At 71.7% G+C, this 21,852-nt stretch carries 21 protein-coding genes and 1 pseudogene; 14 read left to right on the forward strand and 8 right to left on the reverse strand.

The annotated features are described in order from the left end of the window. Window positions 1–69 precede the first annotated feature (69 nt). From O7615_RS26995 to O7615_RS27025, 7 genes and pseudogenes are all read left to right on the forward strand, one after another. Window positions 70–759: a response regulator transcription factor gene (locus O7615_RS26995; RefSeq protein WP_278180590.1), complete on the forward strand. Its 690-nt coding sequence runs from the start codon at window positions 70–72 to the stop codon at window positions 757–759. Next, a complete protein-coding gene (locus O7615_RS27000) occupies window positions 756–2,111 on the forward strand; it encodes a HAMP domain-containing sensor histidine kinase (protein ID WP_278180591.1) in 1,356 nt (451 codons plus the stop codon). The genes O7615_RS26995 and O7615_RS27000 overlap by 4 nt, the downstream gene beginning before the upstream one ends. Before the next feature lie 113 nt (window positions 2,112–2,224). Beyond that, window positions 2,225–2,779, forward strand: coding sequence for a GerMN domain-containing protein (locus O7615_RS27005; protein ID WP_278182252.1), 555 nt, complete (start codon window positions 2,225–2,227; stop codon window positions 2,777–2,779). Between the two features lie 138 nt (window positions 2,780–2,917). Then, window positions 2,918–3,184, forward strand: coding sequence for a GlsB/YeaQ/YmgE family stress response membrane protein (locus tag O7615_RS27010; protein ID WP_278180592.1), 267 nt, complete (start codon window positions 2,918–2,920; stop codon window positions 3,182–3,184). Between the two features lie 233 nt (window positions 3,185–3,417). Next, window positions 3,418–5,334, forward strand: coding sequence for a molecular chaperone HtpG (gene htpG / locus O7615_RS27015; protein WP_278180593.1), 1,917 nt, complete (start codon window positions 3,418–3,420; stop codon window positions 5,332–5,334). Between the two features lie 152 nt (window positions 5,335–5,486). Continuing rightward, the gene (locus O7615_RS27020; protein ID WP_278180594.1) at window positions 5,487–6,068 is read left to right on the forward strand and encodes an HD domain-containing protein; all 582 of its coding nucleotides are present in this window, start codon (window positions 5,487–5,489) and stop codon (window positions 6,066–6,068) included. A 45-nt stretch (window positions 6,069–6,113) separates the two neighbouring features. After that, window positions 6,114–6,968: pseudogene (locus O7615_RS27025) on the forward strand (diacylglycerol kinase family protein); the annotation flags it as partial. Here the strand turns inward: O7615_RS27025 and O7615_RS27030 are convergent. The 3 genes from O7615_RS27030 to O7615_RS27040 all read right to left on the reverse strand — a co-directional run bounded on the left by O7615_RS27030 (window position 6,922) and on the right by O7615_RS27040 (window position 9,128). Further along, entirely contained in the window at window positions 6,922–8,196 is a 1,275-nt protein-coding gene (locus O7615_RS27030; RefSeq protein ID WP_278182253.1) for an MFS transporter, read from the reverse strand. The pseudogene O7615_RS27025 and the gene O7615_RS27030 overlap by 47 nt on opposite strands. A 78-nt stretch (window positions 8,197–8,274) precedes the next feature. Beyond that, on the reverse strand, window positions 8,275–8,754 hold the full coding sequence (locus tag O7615_RS27035) for a hypothetical protein (RefSeq protein ID WP_278180595.1): 480 nt from the start codon (window positions 8,752–8,754) through the stop codon (window positions 8,275–8,277). Window positions 8,755–8,804: 50 nt separating this feature from the next. Further along, window positions 8,805–9,128 carry a hypothetical protein gene (locus tag O7615_RS27040; protein ID WP_278180596.1) on the reverse strand — a complete coding sequence of 108 codons (324 nt, stop codon included), beginning with the start codon at window positions 9,126–9,128 and terminating at the stop codon, window positions 8,805–8,807. A gap of 269 nt (window positions 9,129–9,397) precedes the next feature. Between O7615_RS27040 and O7615_RS27045 the strand changes: the two genes are divergently transcribed. Then, complete coding sequence (locus O7615_RS27045) at window positions 9,398–11,845, forward strand: M14 family metallopeptidase (protein ID WP_278180597.1); 2,448 nt, start codon at window positions 9,398–9,400, stop codon at window positions 11,843–11,845. Window positions 11,846–12,129: 284 nt separating this feature from the next. Here the strand turns inward: O7615_RS27045 and O7615_RS27050 are convergent, their stop codons facing one another. Next, window positions 12,130–13,101, reverse strand: a complete 972-nt coding sequence (locus tag O7615_RS27050; protein ID WP_278182254.1) for a C45 family peptidase — start codon at window positions 13,099–13,101, stop codon at window positions 12,130–12,132. Next, window positions 13,077–13,376 carry a hypothetical protein gene (locus O7615_RS27055; protein ID WP_278180598.1) on the reverse strand — a complete coding sequence of 100 codons (300 nt, stop codon included), beginning with the start codon at window positions 13,374–13,376 and terminating at the stop codon, window positions 13,077–13,079. Before O7615_RS27055 ends, O7615_RS27050 begins: the two co-directional genes overlap by 25 nt. 50 nt (window positions 13,377–13,426) lie before the next feature. Between O7615_RS27055 and O7615_RS27060 the strand changes: the two genes are divergently transcribed. Beyond that, window positions 13,427–13,927 carry a nitroreductase/quinone reductase family protein gene (locus tag O7615_RS27060; RefSeq protein ID WP_278180599.1) on the forward strand — a complete coding sequence of 167 codons (501 nt, stop codon included), beginning with the start codon at window positions 13,427–13,429 and terminating at the stop codon, window positions 13,925–13,927. A gap of 152 nt (window positions 13,928–14,079) precedes the next feature. On the opposite strand, the gene O7615_RS27065 is transcribed toward O7615_RS27060, so the two are convergent. From O7615_RS27065 to O7615_RS27075, 3 genes are all read right to left on the reverse strand, one after another. Further along, window positions 14,080–14,952 carry an alpha/beta hydrolase gene (locus tag O7615_RS27065; RefSeq protein ID WP_278182255.1) on the reverse strand — a complete coding sequence of 291 codons (873 nt, stop codon included), beginning with the start codon at window positions 14,950–14,952 and terminating at the stop codon, window positions 14,080–14,082. A gap of 206 nt (window positions 14,953–15,158) precedes the next feature. Beyond that, window positions 15,159–15,995: an IclR family transcriptional regulator C-terminal domain-containing protein gene (locus O7615_RS27070; protein ID WP_278180600.1), complete on the reverse strand. Its 837-nt coding sequence runs from the start codon at window positions 15,993–15,995 to the stop codon at window positions 15,159–15,161. A 31-nt stretch (window positions 15,996–16,026) separates the two neighbouring features. Then, a complete protein-coding gene (locus tag O7615_RS27075; RefSeq protein WP_278180601.1) occupies window positions 16,027–17,484 on the reverse strand; it encodes an amidohydrolase family protein in 1,458 nt (485 codons plus the stop codon). Window positions 17,485–17,676: 192 nt separating this feature from the next. Here O7615_RS27075 and O7615_RS27080 point away from each other — a divergent pair, with 192 nt between their 5' ends. Genes O7615_RS27080 through O7615_RS27100 form a run of 5 tightly spaced genes read left to right on the forward strand, consistent with a single transcriptional unit; the run spans window position 17,677 to window position 21,852 of the window. Next, window positions 17,677–18,867, forward strand: a complete 1,191-nt coding sequence (locus tag O7615_RS27080; protein ID WP_278180602.1) for a CaiB/BaiF CoA-transferase family protein — start codon at window positions 17,677–17,679, stop codon at window positions 18,865–18,867. After that, complete coding sequence (locus O7615_RS27085; RefSeq protein WP_278180603.1) at window positions 18,864–19,652, forward strand: citryl-CoA lyase; 789 nt, start codon at window positions 18,864–18,866, stop codon at window positions 19,650–19,652. Before O7615_RS27080 ends, O7615_RS27085 begins: the two co-directional genes overlap by 4 nt. A 12-nt stretch (window positions 19,653–19,664) precedes the next feature. Next, window positions 19,665–20,531, forward strand: a complete 867-nt coding sequence (locus O7615_RS27090; RefSeq protein ID WP_278180604.1) for an extradiol ring-cleavage dioxygenase — start codon at window positions 19,665–19,667, stop codon at window positions 20,529–20,531. After that, window positions 20,528–20,887, forward strand: coding sequence for a hypothetical protein (locus O7615_RS27095; protein WP_278180605.1), 360 nt, complete (start codon window positions 20,528–20,530; stop codon window positions 20,885–20,887). Before O7615_RS27090 ends, O7615_RS27095 begins: the two co-directional genes overlap by 4 nt. Next, window positions 20,887–21,852 (forward strand): zinc-binding dehydrogenase, encoded by a 966-nt coding sequence (locus O7615_RS27100; RefSeq protein WP_278180606.1) that lies wholly within the window; start codon window positions 20,887–20,889, stop codon window positions 21,850–21,852. Before O7615_RS27095 ends, O7615_RS27100 begins: the two co-directional genes overlap by 1 nt.

Consider the following 21,852-nt stretch of genomic DNA (forward strand, 5'->3'; position numbering starts at 1 on the left):
TTGCGTGACAAAACACCCTGAAGTCGGTCGCGGTTGGCTGGTCGGCGAGGGCTTGGGGATGATTCCGGTATGACAGCGGTACTGGTGATCGAGGACGACGACCGGATCCGGTTGGCGTTGCTGCTCGCCCTGGAGGACGAGGGCTACGAGGCCCGGGGAGCGGCCACCGCCGAGGAGGGGCTGCGCGTGCAGCGCCGGGAGCCGGCCGACTACGTCCTGGTCGACCTGATGCTGCCCGGCATCGACGGCTTCGAGGGCATCCGCCAGCTGCGCCGCGACGACGACGTGCCGATCGTGGTGGTCAGCGCTCGCGACGACACCCACGACATCGTCGCCGCCCTGGAGGCCGGCGCCGACGACTACGTGGTCAAGCCGGTGGCGATCAAGGAACTGACCGCCCGGCTGCGCGCGCTGCGCCGGCGCGCCCGCACCGTGACCGCCGCGGAGGCCCTGGAGCCGGTGCCGGTGCTCGCCTTCGGCGAGCTGGAGGTCAGCCCCGAGGCAGGGGAGGTACGCCGCTCCGGCGAGCCGGTCGCGGTCACCCGCACCGAGTTCCGGCTGCTGTGCGAGCTGGCCGAGCACGCCGGCCGGGTGCTCTCGCGCCAGCAGCTGCTCAGCCGCGTCTGGGGGTACGACAGCGGCGACGAGCGGCTGGTCGACGTGCACGTCGGCCGGCTGCGCCAGAAGATCGAGGCGGATCCGGCCAACCCCCGGCACCTGGTGACGTTGCGCGGCCTGGGTTACAAACTCCAGCGATGAGACGCCTCGGACTGCGTGCCCGGGTCACCGCCGCGTTCGCGGTGGGTGCGCTGCTGCTGTCGGCCTCGATGGCCCTGGTGTCGTACGAGCTGACCCGCCGTACCCTGCTCGACGAGCGGGAACGCACCGTGCTGCGGGCGGCCTACTACGACGCGGCCGTGGTCCGCGCCGGGCTGAACACCGAGAACCCGGACGTGGTGGAGGCGTTGCGGGCGCTGGACACCGGCACCGGCCGGCGGCCGCTGCTGCACCTCAACGGCGAGTGGTACAGCCGCAACGCCGACACCGGTGTGACCCCTGCCATCCCGGTCCGGCTGCGGGAACTGGTCGCGGCCGGGGAGCCGGCGGTGCAGCGGGTACGCGTCAACGACCGTCCCGTCATGCTGGTCGGCGTGCCGCTGTCGGAGTCGGCCTCCTTCTACGAGATCGCCTCGCTGCGGGAGCTGGAGCAGACCTTCCAGATCCTGGCGCTGGCGCTGACCGCGGTCGCCATCATGGTGGCCGGATCGGGGGCGGCGCTCGGCTGGTACGCCACCCGGCACGGCCTGCGCCCGTTGACCGCGGTCGCCGACGCCGCCGAGCGGATCGCCGCCGGTGACTTCACCACCCGGCTGGCCCCGGACACCGACCCGGACCTGACCCGCCTCTCCACCTCCTTCAACCGGATGGTCGACGAGCTGGCCCAGCGCATCGACCGGGACCGGCGCTTCGCCGCCGACGTCAGCCACGAGCTGCGCTCGCCGCTGCAGACGCTCGCGGCGGCGGCGAGCGTGCTGGCTCGCCGTCGACAGAATCAGGACGAGCGGACCGCCACCGCCGCCCGGCTGGTGGCCGACGAGATCGATCGCTTCCAGCAGCTGGTCAACGACCTGCTGGATCTGGCCCGCAGCGACCAGCCGGTGCACCGGGAGACGGTCGACCTGGCCGGGCTCGCCCGGCGGGCCTGCCGGGACCGGGCCCTGCCGGAGTCGATGGTGCAGCTGGACGCGGGCACCCCCAGGACGTGGCGGGTGGACCGGCGCCGCGTCGCGCAGGTGCTGACGAACCTGCTCGACAACGCCGAGCGCTACGGCGCCGGCCCGGTCGCGGTGCGGCTGTTTCACGACGGTGACACCGGCGTGATCGAGGTGGACGACGAGGGCCCGGGAGTGCCGATGGCGGACCGTGAGGCGATCTTCGACCGTTTCGTCCGCGGCCGGGCGGCCAACTACCGGGGCGGCGGCGACGGCACCGGCCTCGGGCTCGCGCTGGTGGCCCAGCACGCTGCCGCGCACGGCGGAGACGCCTCGGTCAGCGACCGCCCCGAGGGCGGCGCCCGGTTCCGGGTCACCCTGCCCGGGAGCGTCTCGTGACCGCCGCCGGCACCGCCCGCGCCGCCGGCACCGCCCGCGCCGCCGGCACCGCCCGCGCCGCCGGCACCGCCCGCGCCGCCGGCACCGCCCGTATCGCCCGCGCCGCCGGTGCCATGGTGGTGGCCACGCTGTTCATGCTGGTGGGGGCGTGCGGGGTGCCCGCCGAGGACCGTCCCCGCACGGTCACGCCGCCGCCCGGCCCATTCCCGTACACCGCCACCGCGGCGCCGTCGGCGGCGGAGACCGGCGCGGTGACGGAAATGCTCTACTTCTCGCGCGACGACCGCTTGGTGCCGGTGATCCGCCGGATCGACCGGGTGCCCGCGCTCGACGAGCAGTTGCGGGATCTGCTGGCCGGGCCGACGCCCGCCGAGCGCGACGACGGTCTGACCAGCGCCCTGCCGGGGGCGTTCAACAGCGCCGTGGTCGAGCTGGTGGACGGGGTGGCCCGGGTCACGGTCGCGCTCGCCGCCGTGGACACCGGCCGCAGCGACGGGCTGCTGGCGTACGGGCAGATCGTCTGCACGCTCAGCGCGCGCACCGACGTCACGGCGGTGCTGTTCCTGGAGGGTGGGGGCGCGCCGCTGAGCGTCCCCCGGGCGGACGGCTCACTGTCGTCGGAGCCGCTCACCGCGGCCGACTACGCGGTCCTGATCAACCCGCGGTGAGGTCTGGATGACAGACGGCACGGGTGACTATGACGGTTGCGTGACAATGCATTCGGCGACCGGTGTCGGTGTTTGACGGGCATACCGGCTGGGGCGCCAGACTGGCGCTCAGGTTCGACGTCTGGAGGGACGGCTCTCGTGGAAATCACCGGCTTCTTCACCGCTATCCTCATCGGTCTGGTCATCGGCGCCCTCGGCCGGCTGGTCGTGCCGGGCCGGCAGCGCATCCCGATCCTGCTGACCATCCTGATCGGTATCGTGGCCGCGATCCTCGGCACGCTGCTCGCCGCGGCGCTCGGCGTGGACGAGACCGCCGGTGTCGACTGGATCGAACTGTTCATCCAGATCGCCTTCGCCGCGGTCGGCGTCTCGATCGTCGCCGGGGTGTACGGCCGCCGACGCTGACCCGCCACCCGTCCGCCTGCCCACCCGCCGGCCCGCCCCGCACACCGGGGGCGGGCCGGCGTCGTGCCCGGGCCGGGGTGACGTCGTGCCGGGAGCTGGGTGCCGGGCGCCCGGCACCGGGTGGCGCGGCCGAGGCCGGACCACCCCGTGCACGCGCAGCGCGACGGCTCGTATCCTTTCCGCGAACCGTCGTGCGACGACCGCGAAATGCGACGACCGGGAAAGGACATGGTGTGAACGACCGGACCGAGACGTTGGAGTTCCAGGCCGAGGCGCGTCAGCTGCTCCGGCTGATGGTCCACTCGATCTACTCGAACAAGGACGTCTTCCTCCGCGAGCTGATCTCGAACGCCTCCGATGCGCTGGACAAGCTGCGCCTGGCGGCGCTGCGGGACAAGGACCTCGCCGTCGACACCGGCGACCTGCACATCGCCATCGAGGTCGATCGGGACGCCCGTACCCTCACCGTGCGCGACAACGGCATCGGCATGAGCCGCGACGAGGTCGTCTCCGTCATCGGCACCATCGCCAAGTCCGGCACCGCCGAGCTGCTGCGCCAGCTGCGCGAGGCCAAGGACGCGGGCGCGTCGCAGGAGCTGATCGGCCAGTTCGGCGTCGGCTTCTACGCCGCGTTCATGGTCGCCGAGTCGGTCGAGCTGGTGACGCGCCGGGCCGGCGAGAGCGTCGGCACCCGCTGGGAGTCCAGCGGCGAGGGCACGTACACCATCGCCGCGCTCGACGACGCGCCGCAGGGCACGGCGGTGACGCTGCGCCTCAAGCCGGCCGACGACGAGGACAACCTGCACGACTACACCGCCGAGTGGACCATCCGCGAGATCGTCAAGCGCTACTCCGACTTCATCGCCCACCCGATCCGGATGACCGTGCAGCGGCCCGGCACCGACGAGGCCGAGGCCACCACCGAGACGGTCACCCTCAACTCGATGAAGGCGCTCTGGGCCCGCCCGCGCGGCGAGGTCGAGCCGGCCGAGTACCACGAGTTCTACAAGCACGTCAGCCACGACTGGGCGGACCCGCTGGAGACCATCCACATGCGGGGCGAGGGGACCTTCGAGTACGAGGCGCTGCTGTTCATTCCGACGCACGCGCCGCTGGATCTCTTCTCCCACCAGGGACGCCGGGGCGTGCAGCTCTACGTCAAGCGCGTGTTCATCATGGACGACTGCGACGCGCTCATGCCCAACTACCTGCGCTTCGTCAAGGGCGTGGTGGACGCCCACGACCTGTCGCTGAACATCTCCCGGGAGATCCTCCAGCAGGACCGCCAGATCAGTGCCGTGCGCCGCCGCCTGGTGAAGAAGGTCCTCGCCACCGTCACCGACCTCAAGACCGGGCAACCGGAGCGGTACCGCACCTTCTGGACCGAGTTCGGGCCGGTGGTCAAGGAGGGCCTGCTCGAGGACGCCGACAACCAGAACGCCCTGCTGGAGATCCTCTCCGTCGCCTCCACCCACGACCCGGCCGAGCCGACCGACCTGGCCGGCTACGTGGCCCGGATGCGCGAGGGCCAGACCGACATCTACTACGCCACCGGCGAGAACCGCGCCACCATCGAGAACTCCCCGCACATGGAGGCGTTCCGGGCCAAGAACTACGAGGTGCTGCTGCTCACCGACCCGGTCGACGAGGTCTGGGTGGAGCGGGTGGGCAGCTACGACGGCAAGACGCTGCGCTCGGTCGCCAAGGGCCAGGTCGACCTGGACACCGAGCAGGAGCGTACCGAGGCCGAGGCCGAGCGCGAGCGGCAGCGCACCGAGTACGCCGACCTGCTCGGCTGGATGGGCGGGGTGCTCGCCGACAGCGTGAAGGAGGTACGCCTGTCGTCGCGGCTGACCACCTCGCCGGCCTGCGTGGTCGGCGACGCGCACGACCTCACCCCGACGCTGGAGAAGATGTACCGCGCGATGGGGCAGGAGGTGCCGAAGGTCAAACGGATCCTGGAACTCAACCCGAACCATCCGCTCGTCACCGGCCTGCGCAAGGCGCACGAGCAGGGCGACGCCGACGCCTCCCTGGCGGAGACCGCCGAGCTGCTGTACGGCACGGCGCTGCTCGCCGAGGGCGGTGACCTGACCGACCCGTCGCGCTTCGCCCGGATCCTCGCCGCCCGCCTCGCCCGCACCCTCTGACCGGGCTTTCATGATCACGCTCGATCGGGGATCGAGTGGCATCGAGGTCGCTACGGAGCCACTCGATCCCGGATCGAGCAGCTCGGGCAGGAGCTAACGTCTATCGTCTACAGCCTGCGGGCGGACGGCATCACGGGCACAGGGGCGGGCACATGAGCGAGGACCACGAGGCCGCTGGGGCGATGAGCTTCATCTTCGAGGCAGGTGTGCTCAAGCGCGCGGCCCGTACGGGCTGGTGGTTCGCCGGTATCGCGCAGCCCGAGTCGATCGCCGAGCATTCGTTCCGCACCGCGCTCATCGGCATGATGCTCGCCGCGATGGAGGGTGCCGACCCTGCCCGGGTGTCCATGCTCTGTGTCCTGCACGACACCCAGGAAACCCGGATCACCGACATCCCGCACATCGCCAAGCGCTACCTCACCGCCGTACCCAACACCACCGTCACCGCCGACCAGGTCGCCACCTGTCCACCCACCGTCGCCGACGTGATCACGGCCGCCGTCGCCGAGTACGAGGCCGGCGAAACCCTCGAAGCCGTCGTCGCCCGTGACGCCGACAAGCTCGAATGCCTCGTCCAAGCCGTCGAGTACCGCCACCAGGGCATCGACAACGTCCAACGCTGGATCGACAGCTCCCGCGCCGCGCTCAAGACCGATTCCGCCCACCGCCTCGCCGACGCCGCCCTCACCGGTCAGCCTCTCGCCTGGCTCGCCCCGCCCGCACCACCGCAGTAGCGCGCCAGGCGTGGAGTTCCGGGTGGCTGGGTACCACTCGCCGGCATGAGTGCGAGTGTGCTGGTGGACCCGGAGCGGCCGGCGCCCGCCGTGCCGGTCGGCACCGTCGCGGTGGTGGCGCACCGGAAGAAGACCCTCGGCGGCGGCCTGGACGAGCTGCGGGCCGCACTGGTCGACGCGGGCGTCGACAAGCTCCTCTGGTACGAGGTGCCGAAGAGCCGCAAGGCGCCGAAGAAGCTCCGCAAGGCGCTCGACCGGGGCGCCGAACTGGTCTTCGTCTGGGGTGGCGACGGTATGGTGCAGCGCTGCGCCGACACGCTGGCCGGATCGAAGACGCCGATGGCGATCCTGCCCGCCGGCACCGCCAACCTCTTCGCCGGCAACCTGGGCATCCCCGAGGATCTGCCGGAGGCGGTCCGGATCGGCCTGCACGGCCGGCGTCGCCGCCTCGACCTGGGCAAACTCAACGGGGAGCACTTCGCGGTGATGGCCGGTGCCGGGTTCGACGGCGACCTCATCCGGGAGGCCGACCGGGAGCTGAAGGGTCGCCTGGGCCGCCTCGCCTACGTCTGGACCGGCCTGCGGCACGTACGCGGCGAGCTGACCCGTACCCGGATCACCGTCGACGGTGACACCTGGTTCGACGGCGAGGCGAGCTGCGTGCTGTTCGGCAACGTCGGCACCATCACCGGCGGCATCCCCGCCTTCGACGACGCCCGCCCGGACAGCGGCTCGCTGGAGATCGGGGTCTCCACGGCGAGCGGCGCCATCGACTGGGCGCGCACCCTCGGCAAGATGGCCACCGGCCGGTCTGAGGAGTCGACGTTCGTCCGGATCACCCGGGGGCGCAAGGTCACGGTCCGCTTCGCCGAGCCGAAGACGTATGAGCTGGACGGGGGCGCTCGCACGACGGCCCGGAAGTTGACCGTACGCGCGGTGCCCGCCGCCCTGACCGTCTGCTGCCCCAACGGTGCGGCGGATCGGTGAGCCGACCACGCCACGTCACGGCGGCGGCGGTGAGGCAGACGGCGGCGGCGAGGACGAGCGGCGGACGGCCGCCCAACAGCACGGCGGCGGAGCCGAGCGGGGTCGCCACCGCGATCGGCCCGAACATGACCGTGTTGGCGGTGGCGGCGACCCGGCCGAGCAACTCGTCGGGGCTGTGCGTCTGGACGGCGGTGACGGCCGCGACGAGTGCCCACGGTAGCCCTAACCCGGTTACGACCGACGCGGCGACGACCGCCGGCCACCAGGGCAGGCACCGGCCCAGGCAGCTCACCGCGAAGAGTGCCGCGCCGGCCACCGCCACGGCGGTCGGGTCGAACCGGGCGATCAGTCGGCCGACGATCAGCCCGCCGGCGATCGAGCCGGCGCCCTGGGCGCTGAGCAGGACGCCGAGGAACGTCGCCGGCAGCCCGAGCGTGTCGGTGACGATGCCGTACCCGGCGGCGGTGACGAAGCCGGACATGCCGATGGCGACGGCGGCCAGCGCCACCGGCCGCCGGATGGACGGGGAGCCGAACAGGACGGTGAGGCCGGCGCGCACGCCCTGGCGGCGGGGCGCGGCGGTCGACGGCGTACGGGTGAGGCGCAGCGCCGCGTAGCCGGCCGCGGCCAGGGCCGGCAGGGCGGCGGCGAGCAGGGCGACGACGTGCCCGCCCTGCCAGGCGTAGAGGCCGGCGCCGGCCAGCGGGGCGACGAGCTTGACGCCCTCCTGGGCGCTGGAGCGCCAGCCGTTGACGTGACCGAGTTCGGCGGGCGACAGCGCGGCGGGCAGCAGGGCGCTCTCGCCCGCGTCGACGAGGACGTACGCGATGCCGTAGACCGTGGACACGCAGAACAGCAGCCACACCTGGCCGGGGCCACGGACCGCCAGCAGGGCGGGCAGGGTGGCGGTGAGGGTCAGGTTCGCCGCGATGACGAGCGGGCGCCGGGGCAGCCGGTCGACGAGCGCACCGAGCCACGGACCGGCGAGGGTGGGGGCGTACACGCAGAGGCCGGCGAGCGCGGCCAGGCCGGGGGAGCCGGTGAGGTCGAGGATCCAGATGCCCGCGACCAGGGCCATGGCGCTGCCGCCGAGGCCGGACAGCAGCGATACCGCCACGAACAGGATCGCGTTGCGCCGCACGAGCCCTCCAAGAGTTGAGTCAAGGTGGCTCATAGCCTCGACCCTGAGTCGCATCGAGGCAATAGGCGTCAACGGATGTCAACGATGGGTTGACAGGATGGCGGCGAGGTCGTGGGCGGTCGCGCGTACCGGCGCGGGCAGGCCGGGGGCGGGTGGGGCCAGGTCGGCGCAGATCCGCGCGGCCAGGTCGTACAGGCCGCCCGGCTCGGCCTCCAGGGCGAGCTGCGTGGTGCGGCGGGTCAGCGCGGCCCGGGGAAACCGGCCGTCCCAGCGCCGGTCGGCGTCGATCCAGCGCCGCAGGTCGGCGAGGAGGCCGCGCAGCGCGGCGATCTCCGCCGGCCAGTGCCGGTCGGCATCCGTCCGGCGGGCTCCCCGGGCGGCGGCGAGGCGCTGGCGGCGCTGCTCGGCGGCCTGCCGGCTGCCCAGCCCGAGGGCGTCGGCGACCTGGGTCCAGGTCGCGCCGGCCTGCCGCGCCCGGTCGATGAGGTCCAGTTCGCTGTCGTCGAGCCGGGCCCGGGCGGCCGGGATCGCGGTGAGCCGGTCGAGCGCGTCACGCACCTGTCAACGTTACATTGACAGGTGCGTGGACGGACGGGGCCGGCCCGGCGTCAGGCGGCGGCCGACTCGCGGTGCGACTGCTCGGCAGCCCAGTGGGGCAGCGCGGCCGGGGTCCGCCAGTCGCCCTGCTGTGGGCTCGCGGGCTGCTGCGGCTCGTCCGAGCCGCCCTGCGCGAGGCTGAGCGCCCGCTGAGCCTGCTGCCACGGATCGCAGGGCCAGGGCTGGCCGGCGCAGAGCAGGTGGGCGCAGCCGCCGTCCTCGGCCGGTGCGTGGGCGTCGGCGACGTCCAGGGCCAGCCGCCACAGCAGCGGGTCGGTGACCTCCGCAGGGCGGTCGGCGGTATGGCTGTGCCGGTCGGTGACGTTCTCGGACACGCGTGGTCCCCCCTCGTTGTCGAGCTTCACGCTTGTGGTCTCCAGTCTGCACGCAGGCCAAACACCGGACCGGTGACGGTGGGGCGAGGTGGGCGCGGTCACCGGGTCCGGGACCGCCGAGGATTGACAGATCACTATCTGCGGGCGAAGGATATCGGCAACTGATCACCCTTTACCTCCGGATGCGCGACGCTGCGTAATCGGCGATGCGGGCAGCGTCGACACCCGTTCCGTCCGCGCCGCGCGCCGAGAAGAGGGGCGACCGCCTCATGTCCGAAGCTCGCGCGGGTTCCCGGTGGCGACGCCGGCTGCCCGTATCCACCGCCCTGGCCGCCGTGTCGGCCGTGTTGTTGCTGGTCGGCCCGGCGGCCGCCGTCGTGCCGCAGGCCGCCGCGCCCGTTGCCGCACCGGCGGACCTCGGTCGGCTCGCCGACGAGCAGGCCAGCGTGGTCGAGGTGGTGCTGGCCGGCACCGCCGAACTCGACGCCCTGGTGGCCACCGGCGTCGACCTCGACCATCACGTCAGCCACACCGGGGACGGCATCGTCGTGCACGCGGTGGTGACCGGCAACGAGGTCGCCACGCTGACCCGGGCCGGCTTCACCTTCGGCCGGGTGCTGCACACCTCCGCCGACGCGCAGGACCGGGTGGCCGAGCGGGAGGCGACCATCGCCGCCCACGTGGCGGACAACCAGGAGTTCGCCGCCGCGACGGGCTTCTCGGCCCAGTCCACCATCTCCGACGTCAAGATCATTCGGGCGGACTACTACACCTCCGGCGACACCGAGGTGCTGTCGGTCGAGGCCAAGTGGGCACAGGGGCAGGCGGAGAGCACCCCGTTGACCGTCGAGCGGGACAGCGGGCCGGGCACCGAGATCGGTTCCGGCGGTACGCAGACCATCTCCCGCTTCGTCGACGCCGGCGTCTACCTCTACCACCGGGGCGCGGCCCAGGTGAGCACCCGCCCGGCGTACGTGCGGATCACCAGCCCGAGCGGTGACGTGGCCGTGGCCAAGGTCGAGCAGTGGCTGCCCATCCCCCCGACGAACCCCGAGGGACCGGGCTACATGAAGGACTTCGTGGCCAGCTACCTCACGCCGACCGAGCTGTACGACCGGATCAAGGCCCTGGCCGCGCAGTACCCGAGGCTGGCCGAGATCGTCGAACTGCCCCACCGGACCAACGGCTACCGGCGGCAGGCGCAGGCCGTGCTGGGCACCGTCGACGCCAGCCGGGTCGCGGTGGACTCGCTGGCCTGGGGTCACCAGGGCGGCAACGACATCTCGGTCGAACTCGCCGATCCCGGTGCGGCCGACGCGCCCCTGGCGGTGACCGTCACCGGCAGCCAGGTCCGCGTCGACCTCGCCACCGACGGCAGCGGCACCGTCACCAGCACCGCCGCGCAGGTGGTCGCCGCGCTCAACGCGCAGGCGGGGACGCTGCTGACCGCGTACACCTATCGGGGTAGCCCGGGCGCCGGCGTGGTCGCGCCGGCCGCGCCGACCGCGCTCTCCGACGGCCTCTCCGCGCCGGCGGCGGTCTCCCGCGACCCGCACCCGGTGTACGCGATCCGCATCGGTAAGCACCGGGACGGCTCCCGCCTCGGTGTGCTCGCCTACGCGCAGGAACACGCGCGGGAGTGGGTGCCCCCGTTGGTCACCATCGAGACCGCCGAGCGGCTGCTGCGCAACTACGCGCACGACCGCAAGACCCGCGAGCTGGTGGACAACCTCGACATCTGGATCGCCCCGTCGATCAATCCGGACGGCGGGCACTACTCGTTCTACGACTTCAACTCGCAGCGCAAGAACATGACCAACCACTGCACCTCGGAGACGTCCGGCGACTTCCTCGGTCGCAACTCCTGGGGGGTGGACAACAACCGCAACTACACCGAGTACAGCATGTTCGATGGCTACTCGGGCGCGTCGGCCAGCTGCACCAGCGGCACGTACGCCGGGCCGAGCGAGCTGTCGGAGCCGGAGAGCCGCAACGTCGACTGGCTGGCCGCCCGGCCGAACATCCGGTTCTCGATGAACCTGCACTCCTCGGGCAACTACTTCATGTGGTCGCCCGGCTCGTACGCGACCCCGGGGCGGATCTCCGCGCCGCGACCCACGCTGGCCGAGGAGTCGCTGTTCTGGGGTGCCTCGTCGCGGATCCTGACCGCCATCAAGCGGCACCGCAACCTGGCGGTCACCCCGGCCCGGACCGGCCCGATCGCCGACGTGCTCTACTCGGCGGCCGGCAACTCCGGTGACATGCTCTGGTACAGGTACGGCATCTACGCCTGGAACTTCGAGGTCGGCACGTCGTTCCAGCCGACCTGGAGCGAGGCGCACGCCGAAACCATGGAGTTCGCCAACGGTCTGGTGGAGCTGCTGCGGGTGGCCCGCGACTTCGACACGGACAAGAAGAAGCCGACCAGCTCGCTGTCGGTGACCGCGAGCGCCACCCCGGGCATGGTGGACGTGACGTTCTCCACCAGCGAACCGGCGGCGGTCTTCTACACCCTCGACCGGACCCGACCCACCTACGACTCCACGCTCTACGGCTCGGCGGGCATCCGGGAGGGCGGGGAGACGCTGACCGTCCCGGTCGGCACGACCGTGCACTGGTTCTCGGTGGACGCGGCGGGCAACGTGGAGAAGAACTACAAGCCCGACGGCAGGGGCAACAACTACAACAAGGAGAAGCTCAAGGCACCGAAGCGCTGACCACCCATGGTGGTCGCGGCCGCCGTCGAACGGCCGCGACCACCATCCGCGCGCCGCGGGCAGGCAGCCCGGTATGGACGCTGTCGAGCTGAACCGTCTGTGCTATCAAGCAACTTCGTGGCAGCGTGACGGAGAAGAACGCCGCTCCCACACCGCCGCTGTCCCTCGCCGGGCATCCCGGGCCTGCCGGGTATTCGGGCCTGCTGTCGGTGTACGGATTCCAGTGCAGAGCCAGGTGCGCCAGCCGCACACAGGTCGGAGCAATTGTGGGGTCCGGAAGCCTCTCAGCTGGTCTGGCCCAAGGTCACGGTGCGGGATCCGGGTGTGAAGTCGCCGAAGGACTGCTGCCAGGACTCACCGGGCCAGTAGTACGTCACACGGCCCTGGACGGGCCGGTAGTGGGCTGTGTAGAGCGTTCTCGACCCCTGCTCGTCGACGGATTGGTATAGCGGCGGCTTCAGCATCGCCGCCACGTCCGCGCCCGCGGCGCGGATGGCGCGCAGCCGCTCCTGCGTCCGCATGGTCCGTTCCTGCTCGTCGGTGACCGGCAGGTGCTGGTGATTGGCGGCGCAGGCATCCGGCGCCACCGTCGGTGACATATCCGGCCCCACGAACACCGTCACCGCCTTGGTGGGATCGACAAGGGTGAGGTTCTGGGGGACGGCGACCGGTAGAAATCGCAGCCTACTGACCGCCTCATCGACGGTGTCGCACGTCTCCAGCAGGTAGCGCACGAGGATGAGAATGGCGAAGCCCCGTCCGTAGGCGGAACGCCCGCCCCAGGTGAGCGAGACCGCGAGACCGGCGTCGTTCATCCCGTCCAGCAAGCCCCACAGCATGTCCTGCATCCCGATCACGGGGCGCAGGAAGCAGGAGGAGACGATGGTCCCCTCGCACTGATCGGGACGTAGGTCATAGTTGCGCAGCAGAGTGCCGTTCCTGCCGATCTGGGTGCACGCCTGGGAGAACGGCCGCAGTGCCGCGTGGGTGAGGAAGACTTCCGCCTCGGGCCGGTCGAGTTGGCCGGCCAGGCGGTCCAGAACCGGGACCAGTTCCGGCATGTGCGCACGGAACAGCGCCCGAACACGATCCGCGCCCTCCGGAGTCCGGCCCTCCTCGGTCAGCAGGCCCTCCATCTCCTGCCACAGGCCCCGGGCGTGGGCGGCCCACCGCCCGTCGCCGCCGTCGCCGACCTCGATCGCCTGAAAGGTCTTGTGCTCTTGCCGTACGGCTACAGTCGCAACCCATCGATCAATGCCAGCATCGCGGGATCCAGGGGTGTTCGCGTGTCTGCAGGACGCGTCACCTCCTCTTCCTGAGGGTCATAGATGGTGAGTTCGTGCCGCTGGGCGAGTTCGTCGATCAACTGCAACGCCGGTTCGCTGCGTTGGCAGAAGCTCATACACATGCTGACGTGATCAACACCGACGTCCAAGGGGGCCGACATCCACGGAGAGTCGTGGTCGTAGGGCGGGAAGTCCGGGTACCGGGCGCGGAGCGTTTCGTAGAACCCGACGATGTGGTCGTCCAACTCGCCCTCGGGGCTGCCGTTCGCGTGACAGCGGCCAATATGATGGAGGAGTGACCGAGTCGGACCTGGGCCCTGCCAAGAAGCCGTGGTTGCCGCCCCGTTGGTTCATCCGGCTGTTCTGGTCGGCTCATCGGGGCGTGTTCCGGCGTTCCGGCGGCCGGGTCGGATTGTCGCGTCCGCGCGGCAACCGGTACGGAATGCTGTGCCTGACCACTGTCGGGCGTCGCACCGGCCAGCAGCGCAGCGTGATCCTCGGGTACTTCGAGGACGGCGCGAATCTGGTCTCGCTGGCCATGAACGGGTGGGGGGAGCCCGAGCCGGCCTGGTGGCTCAATCTGCAGGCGCACCCGGACGCCACCGTTGACCTGGTCGACGGGCCGCGGCCGGTGCGTGGTCATGCGGCGACAGGCGACGAACGGTCGCGACTGTGGGCCCGCTGGCGTGAGATCGACAAGAACCTGGATGGCTACGCCGCACGGCGGTCGTCCGAAACTGCGGTGGTGGTCTTGGTGCCCCGGCCCGGCACGTCTGAGGCGTCGCGGGGCACCTGATCGACCGGCTTTGCTGGATGGCGGCCTCCACGGCACCGAGCTGTTCGTCGAGTTGCTCGACCGAGCGGTTCGCTCAGCGGCCTGGAGCTGTGTGAGGCCGCGCGCAAGGCGGGACGCGTGAAGAGTCACCGGGACAACCGCGCCGAGTCCGGTCAGCCGTGATCGCGCAGGTGCACGAGCAGGTGGCGGAGCACCTGCTCGGGTTGTTCACGGTGCGGGAAGTGCCCGGCGTCGTCGATCAGGACGCGACGGTAGGAGTCGAAATACTGGCCGAGCCCTTCGGAGGTCGCGGGCGGGTCGCACGTGTCGAGAGCTCCATGCAGCATCAGAGTCGGTACGTGCAGAAGCTCGGTGTCGGCCACCCGGGCTCGCAGATCCTCGTACCGGTGGTCGCGTGGTTCCTCAGGCAGGAAGCGGCTGCGGTAGGCGTTGAGGGTGATCGCAACCCAGTCGCGGTTGCGGAACGACTCGGCAGCCGCGGCGAACTGCTCTTCGGTGTACCAGCCGCGAGGGCTCCAGGTGTCCCACTGCTCACGGGCGAACCCGATCGGATCGGCAGCGATCGCGGCCGCGCCGGCATCGAGGTACATCAGCCACTGATACCAGAACAATCGCGCCTGGGCGAACGACGCGGGAATCGTGAACTGGCCACGGGGCTGGTAGCCCAGCGCCAGCGCCGTGATGCAGCTGAGCCGCTCTGGCGCCACGGCGGCCAGGACGAACGCGGTGCGGGCTCCCCAGTCGTGACCCACGACAGCGAACCGACCCAGCCCGAGCCCGTCGGCGAGATCGAGCACGTCGTGGGCTAGCGCCACGGCGCTGCCGTCGCGGACCGTCGAATCGTCGCGGAAACGAGTGTCACCACTACCGCGCAGACTGGGAATGATGACGCGATACCCCTCACGGGTCAGTCCGTCACTGATGGCGTTCCACCCACACGCCGCGTCGGGCCACCCATGGACAAGCAGCACCGGCGGCCCCGACCCCTGGTCGGAGTAGTCGATCTCGAGCACCGCAGACGTCATCGTCACCACTGCCCCGACGCTACCGCCACGCGGCGCGGCACGACGAAGGGGGCCCGTACCAAGATCCTGGTACAGACCCGGGCAGCGCGGGTGGTCCGACACTCGTGGCCCTTCCGCCGGGCAGTTCCGTCAGGAGGGCGGCAACGTGGCGGGCGGTCGCCCGACGGAGCGAGCGGTGCGCGTCGTCTGGGCGGCGACCCTCGACGTCATCTGCCCGCCTTGACCGGCTCGACGGGGGCGGCGCGGGCGTCCTGGAACACGCTGGGCACGCTGCCGAGCAGGGCCCAGTCCTGGCTGATGTCGGACGCGGTCCGGAGCAGGCGTGGCAGGTGCTCCTCGGTGAGGGTGCGTACCGACGTCTCGGCGGCGTGGACGGTGACGTTGATGGCGGCCACCACCCGGCCCTGGCCGTCCCGCACGCCGGTGGCCACGGACCGGATGCCCGGGGCGAGGTCCTCGTCGGCGAGGGCCCAGCCCCGGGCCCGCACCTCGCGCAGCGACGCGTCGAGGGAGGCCCGGTCCGGTTGCCGGCGGGGGGTGATGCCGGAGCGGCCGGGCAGGGCGAGGACCCGGTCGAGGTCGTCGTCGGGCAGCGCGGCGAGCAGCACCTTGCCCATCGAGGTGGCCGGGGCGGGAAAGCGGGTGCCGATGGTCACCGCCAGGGTGATGATCTTCGGTACGGCGACCCGGGTGACGTAGACGATGTCGCTGCCGTCGAGCTGGGCCATGGATGTCGACTCGTTGGTCTGCGCGACGAGCTGCTGCATGTGCGGGCGGGCGACCTCCCACACGCCCAGCGCGTTGATGTACGTCATGCCGAGTTCGAGCACCCGGGGGGTGAGGGTGAAGCCGCGTTCGGCGGAGCGTACGTAGCCGAGGTCGTCGAGGGTGAGCAGGATCCGGCGGACGGTCGGCCGGGCCAGCCCGGTCGCACCGGCGATCTCGCTGAGCGTCATCACCGGTCGACCGGGCTGGAAGCAGCGCAGGACGTCGAGGCCACGGGCCAGGGCTTCGATGAAGTCGGGTCGGGCGTCGCGTGCCATTGCTGCCTGCCTTCCGAGGGTCACGTGCCGGTCAATGCTTCCACTGGGCCGAGCCGGCGTCCCACTCGGTGTAGGTGTAGGGATTGTCCTGGATCTTCGTTTCGGGAATGTCGGGGTTCATGCCCTTGGCCCACGCGTCCGCGCCCATCTCGGCGATCAGGTAGTCGATGGTCTGCTCGACGTGGCGCCGGGCCTTGGCCAGGTCGATCCCGACGAGCTGGTGGTCGTGCTTGACCAGCCGGCCGTTGACCACGACGCTGTGCACGTCGCCGCGCTGGGCCTGGAACGCGACGTGGCCGTACGGGTTGAGGATCGGGAACATCACCGGCGACGCGTCGTTCTTGATCAGCACGAGGTCGGCCTTCTTGCCCGCCTCCAGGCTGCCCACGACATCGTCCAGGCCGAGGGCGCGGCTGCCGCCCCGGGTGGCCCAGTCGACGACCTGCTCGGCGCGCAGCCGGCAGTGGGTGATGGTGTCGGCGCGGTTGTGCGCCTCCAGGTGCTCGCGGGAGCGGTCCGCGCCGAGCGTGGTCCGCATCGCGGAGAAGAGGTCGCCGCTCCACCAGACGCTGGTGTCCATCGACAGCGACACCGGAATGTCGTGGTGGCACAGTGCCCAGGTGGGCGGGTAGCCCTGGCCCGCGCTCTGCTCGCTCTCCGTGGAGACCGAGACCGAGCCGCCGGTGGCGGCGATGCGGTGGTACGAGTCGTTGGTGAGGGTGGCGGCGTGCACGTACACGCTGGACGGGGTCATGAAGCCGTTCTCGTGCATCAGCCGGATGCCGTCGTCGTTGGTGGCCCCCCACACCCCGGCGTGGGTGGTGACCGGGAGGTCGAGTTCCCGGGCCACCTCGAACGCGGCCCGCTCGGGGAAGGTCGGGTCGCCGGTCACGTCGAAGGCCAGCTGCAGGCCGAGCATGTCGTCGCGGCTGTGGAAGCGGCGGGTGACGAAGTCGCGGAACTGCGGGCTGGTGGACCACTCCCACGGCCCCTGCTGGATGTTGCCGTACGCGAGGACGAAGCGGCCGGGCACCTCGTGCAGTGCGTCGACGGCGGCGTCGGCATGGTCGGTGCTCTGTAGCCCGTGCGACCAGTCGACGGTGGTGGTGACACCGGCGTCGATCGCCTCGATGGCGGCGAGCAGGTTGCCGGCGTAGATGTCCTCGGGGCGGAACAGCTTGCCGGACTCCAGGTAGTACCAGACGAAGTACTGGGTCAGGGTCCAGTCGGCACCGTAGCCGCGCATGGCGGTCTGCCACATGTGCCGGTGGGTGTCGATCATGCCGGGCATGAGGATGCCGCCGGACGCGTCGATCTCGATCGCGCCGTCGGGGGCGGCCAGCCCGACGCCGATCTCGGCGATGCGCTCGCCGACGACCAGGACGTCCGCGCCGGGCAGGACGCGGTGGGTGTCGTCCATGGTCAGGACGAGGCCGTTGCGGAACAGGAGGGGACGGTCGGGATTCGGGCCTGATACGGGTGCGCTCATGGCGGTCAACTCCCAGAGGTGGTCGGTGCGGCCCACTCTGCGGACATCCGTCCGTAATGCGGGCGGACCTGCGATGGGCGCCAGTGTGGGCGTCGTTTCGGGGAGGTGTCAACGGTTGACAGTCCGCATTTCGGCTTCGATACTCGGCAGTCACGGACATGTGTCCGCCTAGCGGTCGGGAGTGGGATGTCGATGGCACCGGAGCACGGACGTGAACAGGACCCGACCCCGGCGGGTGGTCCCCTGCGGGGCCTGCTGGTCGCGGACTTCTCGCGGATCCTGGCCGGGCCGTACGCCACCATGCTGCTGGCCGACATGGGCGCCGAGGTGGTCAAGGTGGAGAGTCCCGGCGGCGACGACACCCGCACCTGGATGCCCCCGGTGCGCGACGGTGTCTCCACCTACTACCTGGGGATCAACCGCAACAAGCGCTCGATCGCTCTGGACCTGCGCGACCCCGACGACCTGGCCACGGCCCGCGACCTCGCCGGCCGGGCCGACGTGCTGATCGAGAACTTCAAGCCCGGCGGGCTGCGCCGCTTCGGCCTCGACTACGACACCGTCGCCGAGGCGAACCCCAAGGTCGTCTACGCCTCCATCAGCGGCTTCGGCACCGGCCCCGGGGCCGCCCTGCCCGGCTACGACCTGATGGTGCAGGCCGTCTCCGGCCTGATGAGCCTCACCGGCGACGCCGACGGGTCGCCGTACCGGGCCGGCATCTCCGTCTTCGACGTGATGACCGGCATGCACGCGACCATCGGCATCCTCGCCGCCCTGCATCACCGGGGCGCGGGCGGGCGCGGCCAGCACGTCGAGGTCAACCTGCTCTCCTCGGCACTGTCCGGCCTGGTCAACCACTCCAGCGCGTACGTCGCCGGGGGCACGGTGCCCTACCGGATGGGCAACGCGCACCCGAGCCTGTTCCCGTACGAGCCGCTGCCCACCGCCGACGGTGAACTGGTCGTCATCGCCGGCAACGACGGCCAGTTCGCCAAGCTGTGCGAGGTGCTCGGCGTACCGGAGCTGGTGGACGACCCCCGCTTCGGGCGCAACCAGGACCGCACCGCCAACCGGGAGGACCTGCGACCACTGCTGCTGGAGCGGCTGCGTACCCGGGGCAAGGACGAGTGGTTCCGCGACCTGATCGCGGCGGGCGTGCCCTGCGCACCGATCAACACCATCGACGGCGGTGTGGCGCTGGCCGAGGAACTCGGCCTCGACCCGGTCGTCGAGGTCGGCGACGGTGACCGGGCGGTGCCCGGCGTCCGGCACCCGATCACCTTCTCGGACACCCCGGCCCGCTACGACCTGCCACCGCCCGGCCTCGACGAACACGGCGTCGAGATCCGCAAGTGGCTCACCGAGAGGCGGGAGACGCCGTGACCACCTTCCCGACGTCGATCGGCACCTCCGACGCCAGCAGCATCCGCCTGCTCGGCCAGGACCTCGCCGCCGACCTGATGGGCCAGGTCGGCTTCGGTGAGCTGGCGTTCTGGCTGGTCGCCCAGCGCCGTCCCACCCCGTCCGAGGTCCGCGTCTTCGAGGCGGTCCTGGTCGCGCTGGCCGACCACGGCTTCACCCCGACGGCCATCGCCGCGCGGCTGACCTACCTCAGCGCGCCGGAGTCGCTCCAGGGCGCCCTCGCGGCCGGGCTGCTCGGCGGCGGCTCCCGCTTCCTCGGGGTCACCGAGGACTGCGGCCGGTTCCTCGCCGACACCCTCGCCGCCGTGGACGGGCCGCCGCCCACCGAGGACGCCGGCTTCGACGACCTCGCCCGCGCCGCCGTCACGGCCGCGCGCGCCGCCCGTCGCCTGGTGCCCGGCCTGGGCCACCCCGTGCACAAGACCGAGGACCCGCGTACGCCGGTGCTCATCCGCATCGCCGAGGAGGAGAAGCTGCGCGGGCCGCACCTGCGGCTGTTCGAGGCGATCGGCCGGGTCCACCCGGAGGTGCTGGGGCGTACCCTGCCGCTCAACGGCGCCGGGGTCTGCGGCGCCGCGCTGGCCGACCTGGGCCTGCCGGTCGACCTGTTGCGCGGCTTCGCGCTGCTGGCCCGCGCCGCCGGCCTGCTCGGGCACCTCGCCGAGGAACGCCGCACCCCGATCGGCATGGACGTCTACACCACCGTCGACCGCAACGCCACCTACGTCACCCCCGACCCGTCCTGAGAGGAGCCGTCCATGGCCACACTGGCCGCGGTCATCGCCTCGACCCACCACCCCTTCTACTACCGGGCCAGCACCGCTCAGGGCGAGGACCGGCCACCCTTCGCCGACGAGTGGGTACGCAAGATCACCGCGTTCCGGGAGACGCTGACCCGGGCCCGGCCGGACGTGCTGGTGATGGTCGGCTCCGACCACTTCCACCAGCTGTGGCTGGACAACATGCCGCAGTTCCTCATCGGCAAGGCGCCGTTCTACGACGCCAACTGGTACAACGAGGAACGCGAGTTCGGCCTGCCCCGGATGCTGCTGCGCGGCCAGGAGGACCTGTCGGCGTACCTGCTGCGCGAGGGGCTCGACGCCGGCTTCGACCTCGCCTACAGCAACGAGCTGCGCATCGACCACAGCATCACCTGCCCGATCATCACCCTGCGGCCCGAGGCCGACCTGCCGATCGTGCCGGTCTACACCAACATCTTCGCCCCGCCGCTGCCGCAGCCGAAGCGCTTCGTGCAGCTCGGCAAGACCATCCGCGAACTGGTCGAGTCCTGGCCCGGCGACCAGCGGGTCGCGGTCGTCGGCACCGGGCACCTGTCGCTGGAACTGGGCGGGCCGCGGCAGTTCGGCGAGCACGGCCCCGACCCCGAGTTCGACCGCCGGGCGGTCGAGTGGATCGCCGGCGGCGACCTGGAGGGCTGCCTGTCCGAGGTGACGCTGGACAGCCTGCACGCACCCGGCAACGCCACCCACGGCTTCATGGACTTCATGCTGATGATGGGCGTCGCAGGCGAGGGCGCGAAGGCCGACTACGTCGACACGCTCGACCTGTTCCACACCATGGAGGCGTACTTCACCTGGTATCCGAACGGAGCGCCGGCGGCATGAGCAAGTACCTGCTGAACAAGTTCCTCTACACCGTCGACCGCGATCCCGAGCTGGTGGAGCGCTACCGCGACGACCCGCGCGGCACGGTCACCTGGTGGGAGGCCGAACGGGCCAACCAGATCCTCAACTGCTACATCCCCGAGGCCAGCACCTGGCTGCGGTTCACCGACACCGAGCGGGAGGCCCTGGCCACCCACGACTACGTCACCCTCTTCGAGCTGGGCGCCCACCCGTTCCTCACCCTGACGCTGTTCATCGCCATGTTCGAACGCGACCACGGGCCGCTCGGCTTCCAGGAGGAGTACGCCCGCCGGCTGGCGCACTTCTCCCTGCCGTACCCGGACATCGCCACCTGATGGACGCCGCCGTCATCACCACCTGCGGCCGGCCGCCCGCCGTCGCCCGCCGCGAACCGCCGCGGCCCGGCGACGGGCAGGTCCGGGTCCGGGTCGCCGCCGCACCGATCACCCCGCTGGACGTGCTCTGCGCCAGCGGTACGTCGTACTTCGGCGCGCCGGGCACCCCGTACGTCCCCGGTGTGCAGGGCGTCGGCCACCTCGACGACGGCACGGCCGTGTGGTTTCCCACCACCGCCGGGATGCGCCCCGGTGACGGCAGCATGGCCGAACACTGCGTCGTGCCGTACGCCGACGTCGTCGCCCTGCCCGACGGTGCCGACACCCTCGTCGCGGCCCTGGGGCTCTCCGCGGTGGCGGCCCTGATGGCGCTGACCTGGCGCGGTGAGCTGCGCGCGGGGGAGCAGGTGGTGGTCCTCGGCGCCGGCGGCGTCGTCGGGCAGGCCGCGGTGCAACTGGCCCGGCTGCACGGCGCCCGGCGGGTCGTCGCCGCCGCCCGGTCGGCCGCCGCCCAGGAACGGGCCCGCATCCTGGGTGCCGACGACGTCGTCGCCCTCGCCGACACCGACGACGTGGACACCCTCGCCGACCGGCTCCGGGCGGCCTGCGACGGGCCGGCGGACATCGTGCTCGACCCGCTCTTCGGCGTGCCGGCCGCCGCGGCGCTGCGGACCCTCGGCCCGCACGGCCGGCTGGTCAACCTCGGCAGCTCGGCCGGCGAGCAGGCGCCGGTGGACTCCGCGACGCTGCGCAGCCGCTCGCTGCGGGTGCTCGGCTACACCAACAACGAGCTGGACGCGGCGCGCCGGGCGGCGGCGATCCGGGAGATCGCCGGCCACATCGTCGCCGGCCGGCTCACCGTGACCCACGAGACCGTCCCGCTGGCCGGCGTCGCCGACGCCTGGACCCGGCAGGCCGAGGGGCGGGCCGCCGGCCGGATCGTGCTGACCATGCCAAGCCGCTGA

The organism is Micromonospora sp. WMMD1082 (assembly GCF_029626175.1).
Lineage (GTDB): Bacteria > Actinomycetota > Actinomycetes > Mycobacteriales > Micromonosporaceae > Micromonospora.